Origin of the sequence: Rhodonellum psychrophilum GCM71 = DSM 17998, assembly GCF_000381545.1 — a bacterium.
GTDB lineage: Bacteria > Bacteroidota > Bacteroidia > Cytophagales > Cyclobacteriaceae > Rhodonellum > Rhodonellum psychrophilum.
Window position 1 is genome coordinate 176,493 of the sequence record NZ_KB906676.1, and the last position, 13,818, is coordinate 190,310.

The window sequence follows — 13,818 nt, forward strand, 5'->3', positions numbered from 1 at the left end:
TCTTTCGCAATACGAAAAAATGATTAAATTAGTATCAAAAGTTAGGAAATGGGTATTTTACGAGATGATTTCCAAGTTGTCTACCAAGTTGACCGAGGGGTTCACGTTAATAATTTTGATCGGTTGCTTGAAAGATCCGGCTTGCAAAAGCAAGTGTTGGCGAGCTTGATGGGGCTTGATCCTCGGACCATTGACAATTATAGAAAACAAGGAAGAAATTTCGGGGCTTTGGAGGGGGAGTTGCTTTTAAAATTGGAAAGATTATTTGATTTTGGCGCAGACACTTTTGAGAAAATGGAGGCCTTTAAAACTTGGATTTATGCCCCTTCTTTTGCTTTTAACAATAAAAAACCACTGGATTTTTTGAATACATCCACCGGAGTGGATTTGGTGGAGCAGGCTCTTTTGCGGATTGTCCATGGATATGTGGTCTGATCAATGGAGCTTTTTAGGATTACAAAAACTGAATTTTCACAAAAACTATTTGCTCCGGGATTTTCTGGAAGGTGGAATAAATCCGGTGAGGAAGTTATCTACACCGCTTCAAGCAGATCATTGGCATGTCTTGAAAACCTTGTTCACAAAAGAGGACTTGGCGAAACGGCATCTTTTAGAACCATGGTCATCTATGTTCCCGACAATTTCGCGATTGAGCAAGTGGATCTCCAAGGATTACCGGCAAATTGGAACCAACTTTCTATTTTTGAAGTGTGTCAGCAACTGGGCTCAGATTGGTATCAATCTAAAATTAAACCCATGCTGAAAGTCCCTTCCGCGGTCATTCCCGATGAATTTAACTATGTGATCAATACCAATCACCCAGAGTTTGAAAAAGTCAAGATAATCGATATCCTCCCTTTTTTCTTCGACAAAAGATTTTTCTGATTTGGAAAACCCCATTTCAGAATGATCAGAAATGTCCTTTTCTACTCATTTTGCCCATAACTATTGATTGGAATGTAAGGAGATCCTGTTTCCCTCAGTATCCATAAACAAAGCCATAAATCCGATGTCTGGAGCAATTTCCTTTTTTGGGGAAAGCACCTTACCTCCTGCTTTCCCAACTTTTGCAATTTCGGTATCGACATTTTCAGAGGAAAAATATATCTGAACCCCATCGGCACTTGGTAAATAAAATTCGTCGTTTTTGACCAAACTTCCGCCGGCACCCTTGCCCGCTTCATCCCAAGGGAACCAAGCCATGTCAATTTCTCCCATTTGTTGCCGATGAAGTTTACAATCAAAAACGGTTTCATAGAAAGCAATGGCCCTTTCCATGTTTTGTACTGGGATTTCAAACCAGCTGACAGTCACATTTTTCATAATTGTTTTTGTTTAGTTTGTGAAAAAAATACCAAAAATTCAGTAAAATAAAATTCTTCCTTCGTGTAAAGAAATGGTTTGTAATTCCATTTTCAGGTCTTGTAAATCGACATTTCAATTATACCCTGATGAGTTTTATCGGATAAGTTTTTCCCGCATTCCATTGGCAGACATAGATGTTCTCGTCTTGGTCTATGCAGACATCGTGGCAATGTTTGAAAATCGGTTTTTCTTGGACCATCAATTGGAGTTTTTCATCCAAATATACCGGGGCTGTTCCTCCTGGATTAGAGACTACCCTGTTGTTTTGATCCAGAATGGTTACAAAACCAGAATTGTCCATCTGCTCCAAATACTTCGTTCTCGACCAGCACACGCCGGCATATAGATTTTGCCCATGGATCACGGGTCGGCAGACAAATGCTCCCGGCAGAAAAATCGTCTCCAAATATTCCCCCTCCATTGTAAACCGCTTGAAAGAATTGTGACCTCTGGAGGTACACATCAGTGTTGGTGTTCCATCTTTTCTCTGGTCCACGGCAATCCCATGGACGGTTTTGAATTGTGCGTCTCCGTGTCCGTCTCCTCCGAATTCCCGCACAAATTTCCCGTTTTTGTCGTATTGAAGTACAAATTGGGAGCCGTATCCATCCGTGACATAGAGGTCACCATTGGGTGCTACCGCTGTTTCTGTTGGCGTGTACCGCATTCCCTTTTCATAAATCCCTTCTTTGATTGGGGAAGCGATTTCATCCACAATATTCCCCTGGAGGTCGGTCTTGATGACCCGACCTCCATTGTCCACGATCCAAAGAAATTCTTCTTCTCCTTCTTCCACCAAAGTCAACCCATGTGCAGCCTCCAAGCCCAAAGTCCAAGATTCGAGCAGCTGACCGGATTGATCATAGATGATGATGTTGTTCCTGGCCTCGTCGGTGACCATAATCAGTCTCCCCTTTTTGTCCATCACCATTTCGTGGCAATTTTTCACGGGGGTTTTTTCCGGATCCAAGTTGCCCCACTTTGCGTCGATTTTATATTTGAAATCACCATGGCCAATGATGCCGTCTTCTGAGATTGAAAATGAAAGATGGGGTTGAATGGTCATCGCTATTCCGGTTAGTGCTGTTTGTTTGAGGAAATGTCTTCTGGGAATTTTCATAGTTCGGGATATGACATTGTCAAAAGCAATTTAAGTAAGAAATTGGAGAGTTTCATCTGGCATTTTAGCCCGAATTCTAAGATACCGAAAAAGTATCGTAGAACATCTAATTGGATTAAGTTAGATGGAAATATACATTTTGTTCCCCAATGGGGTTTAAACGCCAAGAAAATTAAACTATTTGAAGAATAAGGCGGAGTGCCTGTATGGTGATGTCAAAAAAATCAGAAAGAAAGACAGCTTATTAATCAATTTCAGGTTGGAGTTGATTCGGCAATGGATAACATGGATTTAAAGGGACCAGAAATTGTCCATTGATCAATTATTCGAAAAATTGTTTTTCATTTTTTGGTATCTTGTATAAAACCCTTAAAACCTATGAAAAAGAAAATTTTCAAATTGTCTCTGCTGATCTCTGCGATATTGATCAGTGCAAACCTTCATGCTCAGGAAATAGCCCTCCAGCTTTATAGTCTTAGAGAGCAAATGAAAACAGATGTCAGCGGAAGTCACCAATTGGTTGCCGATTGGGGAATCAAAAATCTAGAGGGTGGTGGTACCTATGGGATGGCCCAAGAGGAGTACAAAAAAATGCTCAAAGCGCTGGATCTCTCCATCGTTGCAGTAGGCGCAGATTACAACAAGCTGAAGGAAAATCCCCAGGAAATCATCGACAATGCAAAAGCGTATGGGGCAAAATATGCAACCTGTTTTTGGATTCCCCATACTTCAGGAAACTTCAGTTTCAAAGAAGCCATGGAAGCAGTGGAGTTGTTCAATAAAACCGGAAAGATGTTCAAAGACGCAGGCATTACGTTGACGTACCATCCGCATGGTTACGAATTCAAAACACATGGTGATGGATTTCTTTTTGATTACATCCTCGAAAATGCCCGGAATTTTGACTTCAACATGGATGTTTTTTGGGTGCAAATGGGGGGAGGAGATCCACTGGCCATCATGAAAAAGTACCCATCCAAATTTCCATTATTACATCTTAAGGATCGGGCTCACGGCACTCCTGGAAGTTCGGATGGCTCTGGAGATGTGGAGACCAATGTGGTCTTGGGGACAGGCGATGTGGACATCAAGGGCTTGATCAAACAGGCTCAAAAATCCGGGACCAAGTACTTGATTATTGAAGATGAATCCTCCCGATCGGTTGAGCAGATCCCTCAAAGTGTGGCTTATATCAAAAAGGTGATGGCAGAAAAATAAATTTGTTCGGAAGACATTTCATTGGGATGTGTGATTTCTCAATTTTTCCAAAAATCATTTTATAATGAATACAAAAAGTCCATTGAGGTTTTGAAATCTCAATGGACTTTTTGCTTGTGGACAATTCTGAGAGATGATTTTTATTCGGATTGATTTTTAAACTCATGGAGCAGAGGGAAAAACTGGCCACTCATTTTTTGTCCTTTTGGAATGATGGGGACACCTTTCAACAATTCCTCATCCGCATTGGATAGCGTTCCGTCGGCAAAAACATTCAATACAAATGCTCGCCTGCTTCTCTTGGATTTGTTTTCATAACTCCCATGGACCATCAATGGATGGTGGAATGTGGCATGGCCAGCTTTTAGTGCTATTGGAACTGGGTTGAATGCTGCTTTCTGTTCTGCTGTCAACCAGGTTTTCAAGCCCTCCATTTCTCCCGCCAATGCGGGTTTCTCAAGCAATCCCCATTTGTGGCTGCCGGGTATGTAATGAAGGCATCCATTATCCATATTGGCATCATCCAACCCACACCAACAGGTGAGGTGTTGCATTTTGATGGTTCTGGTCCAATAGGAATAATCCTGATGCCAGGCCACGACGCCTCCATGATGCGCGGGTTTGCAAAACAATTGATCATGCCAAAACCGCACACTTTTATTCCCCAGCAATTGACTGGCAGCCATGACAAAAGCTGGATTCCAAAGCACGTCGTGAAAAGCTTTGGAGATCCGCCAATGTCCCAGGGAATGGAAAAGCACGGTATTTGGATCTGCTGATTCGTTGCTATGGAATTCGTGGAAAAGATGGTTTAAGGGATGCTTTGGGTCGGAAACTTCCTCAAGTTCCTGTTTCAAAATCGCTATTTGCTTTTCATTGAGCATTTTGACATCGCTCAAATAACCCTGCTCATGAAAAAAATCGATTTGATCTTGGCTTAGTTTGTATGGCTCCCATTCCTTGGGGCTATTTGGAAATGAAAATAAATCCGAAAGTGGATAATGGTAAAAAGATAGGTCATGCATGGCGCTTTGGGTTTGAAAATCAATTTAAGAAAAAGTAAGCGGAATTTACCTCTGGAAATTTTTACAAGAAGAAAATGTCCGTCAAAAAAGGCAGTATCAAATGTTTGAAATCAAAAACCTCCAATCATAATTTCTGTCCTGTTCCGTTCCATTACACCAATGGAACGAGAGTGTCCTTCTCCAAACGCTCCAGTCTCTTTAACAAGGGGGGATGGGAATAATGAACAAAAACGTACCAGGGATGGGGATTCAAGTTGCTGAGCGTATTCACCGAGAGTGTTTTCAAGGCTTCCGCCAGTGGCAATCCCGAAAAAGTTTCTTTGGCAAAAGCATCTGCCTCGAATTCATTTTTTCGACTGATCAGGTTCATTCCAATTCCCAAAACCGTGGAAATAGGGGAAAAGAGGACTGTGAAGCCAATAATATTGAGGTGAATGGCCATTTCGGACCCACCCAATGCCATACTCATGTTTTCATTGTGGATAAACTGGGCAAGGATAAACAGCAAAATCCCAATTTGAAGGATACCGATCAACATGCCGGACAGGAGGTGTTTCTTTTTGTAATGACCGATTTCGTGTGCCAAAACCGCCACCAATTCATCGGGGGTGTGTTGTTCTATTAGGGTGTCATACAGGATTACTTTTTTTCTTTTCCCCAAACCCGAAAAGAAGGCGTTGGCTTTTGAGGAACGTTTACTGCCATCCAAGACAAAAATGTTTTCAAGGGAAAAATCTACGGATTTCGCATATTGAATGATTTGCTGTTTCAATTCCCCCTCTGGAAGCGGAGTCAGTTTGTTGAAAATCGGTAAAATCCAAGCGGTATAAAAGAGATTGACAAAGACCATAAACAGGGCTGAAATCCCCCAAAATTGCCACCAAAAATCTTTCCCCATCTGATGGATAAGCATGAGCAGAACCAAAAGCAAACCTCCACCCACAATGATGGAAAGCAAATATCCTTTTGCTTTATCTGAAAAAAAAGTGGCTTTAGTGGATTTGTTGAAACCGAATTTTTCCTCGATTACGAAAGTATGGTAGTAGTCAAAGGGAATGGCGACGAGGTCGGATCCAATAAAAACAACACCAAGATAGACCACTGATAACCACATTGGATTTTCAATAAATCCCCTTAACCAGTGATCTACTATTCCAAAAAAGCCAAAATAAATAAAGCAAAAGGTCAGAAGAAAAGAAATCGTACCTGTGAGCAAGCCGAATTTGTAGTTGGCCAAAGCATAGGCTCTTGCCTCAATTAATTTTTGGGAATTGACATATTCGGATAAGGTTTCTGGAATTTGCCCAATGGGCCTTCTGATGTTCAGAAAATCAAGTGCTTTTTTAAATACATAGCCAAAAGTCAATATCCCCAATAGGAGGAACTTCAAATCTTCCACATCCATTCCACAGATTTTTTAGAACTTGGGACAAGGTAAAATGGTATCCCTTCCTCGGGGTTTTCCTTGGTTCTTGTCAGCCAATAAAAATGAAATACTGATTTCGTGGGCTCCTCCGGATTGAATCCCCAATTGAGAAACCGTGTAATCGAAACTGTAACCAATGTTGAGTCCAGAAGGTAAATTCATGCCCACCATCACCACGACAGCATCCCTGTTGCTTTGTTGCTCTACGGGTTTATAAGGCAATCCTCTGTACCACAACCCGAAAACCAAAGGCTCCATGTAGACATAGGCACCTAAATCCAACTGCTCAAAAGGGCCTTGTTTTTTGAAATTCAAAGTTGGGACCAAATACCTTTCTTTAAAAGTGTGTGAAAAATCACTTCGATATCCACCCGTTCCCAAAGAAATTCGGTATCCCGTATGCAATGAAAATTTTGCTGGAAGACGGCTCACCCCGTCCAAAAAGGACTGGTTGGGCTGGTTGACATGGTGTGCGGAAGCTCCAAACCAAAAGTTTTCGGTGAAAAACAAACCTCCAAAAGAGACAGAAAGCATATTGACCGGCTCACCCAATCCCGGCAAATCGGTTCCTGGGAGTGTTGGTCCGAAGGGATCAATTTTATCGATTTGGTTGGCAAAGATAAGGTTTTCATAAAAGCCAATATCCCTTCTGATGTAACTGGCCTGAAAACCAGGTCTGAAAAAGGACCTTTCTCCTAATCGAAGCTCGTAGGAATACAATGCCGAAATCGTCGTTGATCGTAATTTTGCCGCTCCTTCCACATCATTCATGACCATCACACCTATTCCACTGTTGTAGTCATCCAGGTAGGTGTCGTAATAAGCCGAGAAAGTGGTGAATTGGGCATCCAATCCAGGCCATTGGTTGCGGTAGTTTGCACCGATCCTTCCCGTCATTTCCGATCCCGTAAAAGCTGGGTTTAGGTAAAGTGGTGCAGCATAATATTGACTATATTGCGGGTCTTGGGCCAGAGCCACGTTAAAAGTGGATAGCAAAAAAATGGTAAAAAAAACACCAATTAGATAAGACCTTAGCACTTGTTTGTTCGTTTATAAGTTGATTCAATCCAGCATCTAAACGTTTCGACTCAATTGTTGTTTTGTATGCAGCACGTAAATTATGAAAAGCCCTTATAATAACATAAATTTTGCATTAATATTTGTAGGGATCTGCTTGATTTCTTGTTTTATAAACATAAATAAAAGCTTTTCGCAAGGGTTCAATAACAACGAATGGGTTTTTGGATATTGTGGACCAAATGATCCAAACAATTATTTGTCCTTTGGTAAAAGTGGGGATCCAATCGTAAGATCCCTTCCCGGTTCAATTGTGGTGGGAGCCAATAATAACGCTTTAGCCATTGATCCCATTACCGGGCAAAAACTGTTTTTTTCAAATGGTGAATTGGTCTACAATTATGACAATGTCCCTCTTCAAGGTGCTCCAAATGGTTTTAACGGGGATTTTGACGGTCGACAAACTGTCGCTATCGGAGCTTTGGATTACGATCCGGATGGCGAAAAACTGTTTTATGCTTTTTACATTTCGCCAAGTGGACAGTTATTGTATTCGGTAGTGGACATGAATGCGCCCGGAGGAGCTTCAGCAAATCAACCTCCTTTGGGTGCCGTTACGGCCTTGGATCAGCCGATCGGACCTGCCTCAGGAGCAATCGCCGTGGTCAAAACAGCGGCATCACCTTCATACCTGATCAGCTTTGCCGGAGGGAACCTAATTTCAAGAAGTATTGAATCCACGCAGGGTGATTTTACTCTGACAGCTACGCAAGGAATCCCATTCACACCAAAAGCGATTGTTTTCAACGAGAGCACAGGTCAATTGATCCTCATTCCTGAAAACGCAATCGAAGACTTGTTGCTGGTAGATTTTGATACCGCAACCGGATCTTTTGGAGCGGTCACTCCTATTTCCCAATCGGGTAGTGCAGAAGAAATTGAAGGCGCCAGCTTTTCTCCTGATGGAGTCTTTGTTTATTTCTCCAGAGGGGATGAACTCCTTAGGGTTCCGGTGGCAGATTTGGGTGCGACTCCTTCCGTGATTCCTTTTGGCAATGACATCTTCAAGGTTTATGATCTCAAAATCGGGCCGGATGGAAAACTCTATTATCTATATGAAGAGGTCCTCGGAGGGCCGCAGCTGATCGGAGTTGTCAACAATCCGAATGAATCTGATTTGGATCTTTTGGAGCTTGATGAAGACCCTTTCAACGGTACGGATTTTTGTGGGCGTGTTTTTCCTCAGTTTGCACCCAACCAGGACATCAACCCCACTGTTGATTTTGAATGGAACCCAGAGGAACCGTGTAGCAATAATCCTGTTCAATTGACCAGCTTGATCACACCCGAAAACTACAGGCCTGTGAGTTTTGTATGGACATTCGAACCTGCCTTGACAGATGAGGATGGCCAACCGGTGGATATTGACTTTAACCAAGAACACCTGTTGATTCCTGAAGAGGCGACTGCGGATCAAAGCATCACAGTTACCTTGACCGTAACATTTGCGGATGGGTCTGTTGTCCCGGTGACGAAGACCATCACGCTCAAAGAAAACGATTTGGAGGCCAATTTCAGTGCGCAGGACACCACGGTTTGCGAAGGCGCCTGTGTGGATATCGGCTCTTTATTGGAGGTTCAAAAAGGTGGAGGTGGAGATGGCGAAAATCCAAATGTTGGAGGTGGAGGCGGTGGCCAACAAGAAAATTATGAATATTTCTGGTCAAACCGCAGGGGAGAAGGTTGGGTAAAAGACAAGGAAAATTGTGTGCTTCTTCCAGGCTTGTATTGGGTTTTGGTTCGGGAAGAGGGGAGTGATTGTTATGCCTATGCGAGTATCAGGGTGAAAATCTGGGATTTGCCAGACCAAAGCAACAATGTGTGGTACTTTGGAGATGGAGCTGGTTTGGATTTCAATCCAGACCCAAATGATCCGAATGCGCCTGTTCCCCGTCCTGTCAGCCATCCGACGAATATCCCGGCCGGTACAACGACCATTTCCGACGAAACGGGTCAGGTTTTGTTTTACACCGATGGAGAAACTGTTTGGGATCTCAATGGAGATACTATGGCCAATGGGGACAGCATCGGAGGAAGCAATCTAGCAACGCAAAGTGTGGTCGCAGTACCACTTCCCCAGGATGAAACCATCTTCTACCTTTTCACGACCCAAAAAGCAGAAGATGGGACCAATCAAGTGAAATTTTCCCTGGTGGACATCAAGGTGGATAATCCGACCGGCGTGGGGAATGTCGTGAGCAAGGACAATTTCCTTTTCAGTCCGAGTACCGAGCATTCCGCAGGCCTGAACTCGGGAGATACCACTTGGGTTATTTTTCATGAATTGGGCAACAATACCTTTCGGACATATCCTGTTACAACCTTTGGAATTGGGCCACCTGTGCTTTCTTCTGTCGGTTCTGCGCATACTTTTGGATCTGGTGTCGGAAGCATGAAATTTAGTCCAGATGGGTCAAAATTGGCGGTAACCATCCAGAATGGGAGTTGCAGTCGCTTGGAAATTTTTGATTTTAACCAAACTACGGGGAAGCTCACCGAATATGCACTCTTGGAATTGAGCTGCAGTGGGGAAGACGTATATGGATTGGAGTTTTCAGATGACAGCAATAGGGTTTTTGTCTCCTACACTGGTGGTGGAGGAAAGATCGAAGAGTTTTTGATCAAAAACCCGGATGCCCAGGGGGCGGCAACCCCTTCTGCCTGCGCCACATGTTTTGAAAATGCAGGAGATAAAGCGGCTGTTGAATCCTGCATATTGGGCACGAGAAACACATTGAGCAGCGCCGGTCCATTCGGAGCTTTGCAAATAGGGCCTGATGGACAGATTTATGTGGCAAGGCCCGGTCAAAATGTATTGGGAACCATCAATGCAGGGCAAGGTTGCGCAAACAGTGCTTATGTAGAAATGGGGACATCCACCCTAACCGGAACTACGAATTTGGGACTGCCTTCTTTTGTCCAAAATTCAGGCAGCAGTATTCCTGAGCCAACCTTGGGTGGGCCGGACCGACTGTGTCTGGATCCCGAAAACGGGACAGAAGCATTGTTTGAGGGTGGAGGGGAACCGGATATTGACAGTTATTTCTGGACAATTGTGTCAGAGAATGGTCAAGCAGTATTGACCAATTTTGGAGGTCCAGGTGAGGAGTTCCAAACCTTAACACATGTCTTTCAGGAAGATGGCACCTTCACCGTTTCGCTAAGAGTGGACAGGTGTGGTGATGCCAATTACTTTGAAGCAAGCATGGAAGTGGTCGTGGTCGCTCCACCACCAATCACCCTCGTGGATGATGTCACGCTCTGTAGCGGGACGCCCGTAACCTTGGTGGCGATTGATGGATATGATCCCAATGAAGGCTTGTATGATTTTGAATGGAGAAATGCCGCCGGTCAATTGATTGGGGATGAAAATTCCAACAGTATTGCAGTAGAGGAAGAAAGCATCTACACCGTTACGGTTTCCTACAGAACTCCCAGTGGTTCTGATACTGTGTTTTTTGATGTCTGTCCGGCTTCAAAATCTGTCTTTGTAGGTCCAGCCTTTGAATTTGACTTGACGCAAAGTGCGGAGGAAGTCTGTTACGACGAGACATTGGTGGTGTTTGCCCCGAATACTCCTGTGATAGGAGACTGGTATTATCAGCAGGTCGGTAGTCCCACCAGAACATTGATTGGTGAGTTTTTTGAATTGGAATTGATTCCAACAGACCTTCCCGCTCCAGGCTTGTACGAAATCATATTTATCACCGAAGACCCGATTGTTCCGGGATGTTTGGTGGAGAAAAAACTTGAACTTTTGGTGCATCCCTTGCCCAATTTTGAGCTGTTGGTCTTGACCGATGCGGATGACTGCGCCACGCCAAACGGGAGTTTCGAAATTACGGCGCTTCTGGATGCGGAACGGATAGAAATATTGGAAACCGGGGAGGTTTTTAACAATGTCAATGCCGGGGATGTGTTGCCGGTGATTTCAAATCTTGAACCAGGCATTTACACGGTTCAGGCTACAAACAGTTTTGGCTGTGTGTTCACAAGAAGCGTGACCATCGCGAACCTCAACCCACCAGTAGCGCTTGAATACACAGTCGCAGTCAATCCGGAAGTGTGTGGACCTAATGAGGTTGAAAATGGTGCAGTGATCATTACCTTCTCCAATGGACCTCAATCAGGATCTTATGTCCTTACCCGACAGCAAGATGGGCTACAGTTTTCAGGAACAATTACAAATCAAGAAATTGTGACAATCTCTGTGCCCGAAGGGGATTATGCTGTGGAGGTTTCGGACGCCCTCGGCTGTACCTTGCCTGAACCTGTCAATTATTTGGTCGATGAAAAATTAGAGGTCGATTTCACCGTGCCGACGAATTTGATCGCCTGCGGATTATTTTCATTTATTCCACAGACCAATCAGTCCTTGGTTTTCACCTTGACCGATGCATTAGGAAATGGAATAGCAGCGGATGCAAATGGGGAATTTACCCTTTTGGCTTCCGGGGCTTACCAGATCACCGGAGAGGATCCAACTGGAATTGACTGTCCTAGGGTCAGAACCATGAATGTTGAGATCAACGGTCCAATAGGATTTTCTCTTTCCGGACCGGCTGATCCCTGTGCGACGGCAATTTCTTATGATGCTATTCTCAATGGTACTGATCCTGCGGATGTTTTCTTCTTTTGGAAAAATGAAAGCGGGGCTATTGTCGGAAGAAATCAAACTTTTTTTCCAGCAGCTGCAGGGGAGTATTCTCTTGAGGTGCAGCCACGGGCAGGTTCATTATGCCCAGCCGCTCCGATTGATTTTACGGTGGAGGATTTTGGTCAACCAGTGAATGTGGTTTTGGATGCATTGCCTTTCTGTGGCGATGATCCTTTCACCACGATTACTGTTGTCGCAGATTTAACCAATGTGGCATCCATCCAATGGTTTTCCCTTCAGGGGGGGGTGGCGACCTTGCTTCCAGGATTTGATGATCAGCAAACCATTACCGTCATTGAAAATGGTGTCTATCAAGCAGTTCTTTTTAGTGGGTTTGGATGTGAACTTGGAAGGCAGCAGGTCCAAATCACCAAATCCTTTATCACGCCTCCGGTATTGGAAACACGCTATGTCATTTGTGCCGCCGAAAATGTGGTCAATGTTTTAGATCCCGGAGTTTATGACAATTATTCATGGGAATTGGAAGGTGAAGAAGTGTCCAATTCACCGACATTTACACCCACCCTGCCGGGGAATTATGCACTCACAGTGAGCGATGAATTTGATTGTCTTTTTACGATTGAGTTTGTCGTGGAGGAGGATTGTGAATTGAAGATAATCTTCCCTAACGCCATGAGACCGAGCGATCCTTCGAGGCTCTTTGTTGTGTATGCCAATGATTTTATCGACCATGTAGATGTGTTGATTTATAACCGATGGGGAGAATTGATTTATTTTTGTGAAAGTGAAAATGTTCAGGGTGAGGAAGTTTTATGCACATGGGATGGGACTGTTGGAGGGAGAGTTGTGCCCATCGGAACATATCCCGTGATTGTGAGGTTTAGAAGTGAGAATCAAAACATAGTGAAAACCATTAGAAAATCCATTGTAGTAATCGAGTAACCTATGATCGTCCTTATATCACCCGCCAAGACTTTGGATCTTAGTACCACTGATAATGTAACCTATACAACTCCGGATTTTCAAAAAGAAACAAGGGAACTTGTCTCCATTATGAAGAAAAAATCCACGGAGGAAATCAAGAAGTTGATGAGTGTGAGCGAAAACATCGCTGCGCTAAACGAAAGACGGTACCAAGATTTTAAAAAAACTTTTGAACCCACCCATGCAAAACAGGCTTTGTTGACTTTCAACGGAGATGTGTATACTAAAATAGACGTTGAAAATTACAGTGATGCCGATTTTGAGTTTGCGCAAGCGCATTTGAGGATTTTGTCGGGATTGTATGGTTTGTTGAAACCCATGGATCTGATCCAAGCTTATCGGTTGGAAATGGGGATCAGATTGGGAAATAAAAAGGGAAACAATCTTTATGAATTTTGGGGGACAAGGATTGCAAAAGCAATCAATGAAGTGGCCAACAAGAGACCGATCATCAATCTGGCCTCGCAAGAATATTTCAAGGCGGTAGATCAAAAAACCATCGAATCCACTGTAATCAGCCCTCTGTTTCAGGAATACAGAAATGGAAAATTCCAGACGATCGGGCTTTTTGCCAAGCAAGCAAGAGGAATGATGACGAATTATATCATCAAAAACAGAGTGGAAGATCCTGAGCAACTTAAGCTTTTCAATGAAGCGGGTTATCAACTGACAGGAGACGAAAAGGATTGGCGATTTGTGCGGTAGGACAATAGTCCTTAAATCACCCAGATCAAGGAAAGCTTTCTTGACCCTTCTGCCCGAATTTCTGCCTTGTATTTTTATAGGCGTTTAATACTGATTTTTTGAATTTTTTACCCTAAAGTTGGTGATGAATATTTTTTCTACATAATTATATGTTTTTTACATGAAAAAATATGTATTTTATTCTCTAAATATTTTTAATGAATCAGGAATAATTGTAAATTGAATTGTAATTTTTGACTTTTTTTTATGGCTAAGGGGATCATTATATGGTTTTTGTTTT

General features: G+C 43.2%; 10 protein-coding genes. 5 read left to right on the forward strand and 5 right to left on the reverse strand.

The genetic code is table 11. The annotated features are described in order from the left end of the window. Window positions 1-48 precede the first annotated feature (48 nt). Entirely contained in the window at window positions 49-435 is a 387-nt protein-coding gene (gene parS / locus F824_RS0108695; RefSeq protein ID WP_081624984.1) for a type II RES/Xre toxin-antitoxin system antitoxin, read from the forward strand. 3 nt (window positions 436-438) lie between these two features. Continuing rightward, window positions 439-885 (forward strand): RES family NAD+ phosphorylase, encoded by a 447-nt coding sequence (locus F824_RS0108700; protein ID WP_019597493.1) that lies wholly within the window; start codon window positions 439-441, stop codon window positions 883-885. A 60-nt stretch (window positions 886-945) separates the two neighbouring features. Here F824_RS0108700 and F824_RS0108705 read toward each other — a convergent pair whose 3' ends face one another. Continuing rightward, window positions 946-1,323 carry a VOC family protein gene (locus tag F824_RS0108705; protein ID WP_019597494.1) on the reverse strand — a complete coding sequence of 126 codons (378 nt, stop codon included), beginning with the start codon at window positions 1,321-1,323 and terminating at the stop codon, window positions 946-948. Between the two features lie 118 nt (window positions 1,324-1,441). Continuing rightward, complete coding sequence (locus tag F824_RS0108710; RefSeq protein ID WP_019597495.1) at window positions 1,442-2,485, reverse strand: 6-bladed beta-propeller; 1,044 nt, start codon at window positions 2,483-2,485, stop codon at window positions 1,442-1,444. Between the two features lie 378 nt (window positions 2,486-2,863). Here F824_RS0108710 and F824_RS0108715 point away from each other — a divergent pair, with 378 nt between their 5' ends. Continuing rightward, window positions 2,864-3,703 (forward strand): sugar phosphate isomerase/epimerase family protein, encoded by an 840-nt coding sequence (locus F824_RS0108715; protein ID WP_019597496.1) that lies wholly within the window; start codon window positions 2,864-2,866, stop codon window positions 3,701-3,703. A gap of 140 nt (window positions 3,704-3,843) precedes the next feature. Here the strand turns inward: F824_RS0108715 and F824_RS0108725 are convergent, their stop codons facing one another. From F824_RS0108725 to F824_RS0108735, 3 genes are all read right to left on the reverse strand, one after another. Then, entirely contained in the window at window positions 3,844-4,728 is an 885-nt protein-coding gene (locus F824_RS0108725; RefSeq protein WP_019597497.1) for a phytanoyl-CoA dioxygenase family protein, read from the reverse strand. Window positions 4,729-4,879: 151 nt separating this feature from the next. Next, entirely contained in the window at window positions 4,880-6,133 is a 1,254-nt protein-coding gene (locus tag F824_RS0108730; RefSeq protein ID WP_019597498.1) for a M48 family metallopeptidase, read from the reverse strand. Between the two features lie 12 nt (window positions 6,134-6,145). Beyond that, the gene (locus F824_RS0108735) at window positions 6,146-7,192 is read right to left on the reverse strand and encodes a PorP/SprF family type IX secretion system membrane protein (RefSeq protein WP_019597499.1); all 1,047 of its coding nucleotides are present in this window, start codon (window positions 7,190-7,192) and stop codon (window positions 6,146-6,148) included. A gap of 238 nt (window positions 7,193-7,430) precedes the next feature. On the opposite strand from F824_RS0108735, the gene F824_RS0108740 reads away from it, so the two are divergent. Together F824_RS0108740 and yaaA are read left to right on the forward strand one after the other, a co-directional pair. Then, entirely contained in the window at window positions 7,431-12,791 is a 5,361-nt protein-coding gene (locus F824_RS0108740; protein ID WP_236613151.1) for a gliding motility-associated C-terminal domain-containing protein, read from the forward strand. A 3-nt stretch (window positions 12,792-12,794) separates the two neighbouring features. Next, window positions 12,795-13,538: a peroxide stress protein YaaA gene (gene yaaA / locus F824_RS0108745; RefSeq protein WP_019597501.1), complete on the forward strand. Its 744-nt coding sequence runs from the start codon at window positions 12,795-12,797 to the stop codon at window positions 13,536-13,538. Window positions 13,539-13,818: the final 280 nt, after the last annotated feature.

Bases quoted from the DNA above. Each gene is read 5' to 3' on its own strand.
- yaaA (WP_019597501.1), top strand. From the start codon at position 12,795: ATGATCGTCCTTATATCACCCGCCAAGACTTTGGATCTTAGTACCACT.
- F824_RS0108705 (WP_019597494.1), bottom strand. From the start codon at position 1,323: ATGAAAAATGTGACTGTCAGCTGGTTTGAAATCCCAGTACAAAACATG.
- F824_RS0108715 (WP_019597496.1), top strand. From the start codon at position 2,864: ATGAAAAAGAAAATTTTCAAATTGTCTCTGCTGATCTCTGCGATATTG.
- F824_RS0108710 (WP_019597495.1), bottom strand. From the start codon at position 2,485: ATGAAAATTCCCAGAAGACATTTCCTCAAACAAACAGCACTAACCGGA.
- F824_RS0108725 (WP_019597497.1), bottom strand. From the start codon at position 4,728: ATGCATGACCTATCTTTTTACCATTATCCACTTTCGGATTTATTTTCA.
- parS (WP_081624984.1), top strand. From the start codon at position 49: ATGGGTATTTTACGAGATGATTTCCAAGTTGTCTACCAAGTTGACCGA.
- F824_RS0108730 (WP_019597498.1), bottom strand. From the start codon at position 6,133: ATGGATGTGGAAGATTTGAAGTTCCTCCTATTGGGGATATTGACTTTT.
- F824_RS0108700 (WP_019597493.1), top strand. From the start codon at position 439: ATGGAGCTTTTTAGGATTACAAAAACTGAATTTTCACAAAAACTATTT.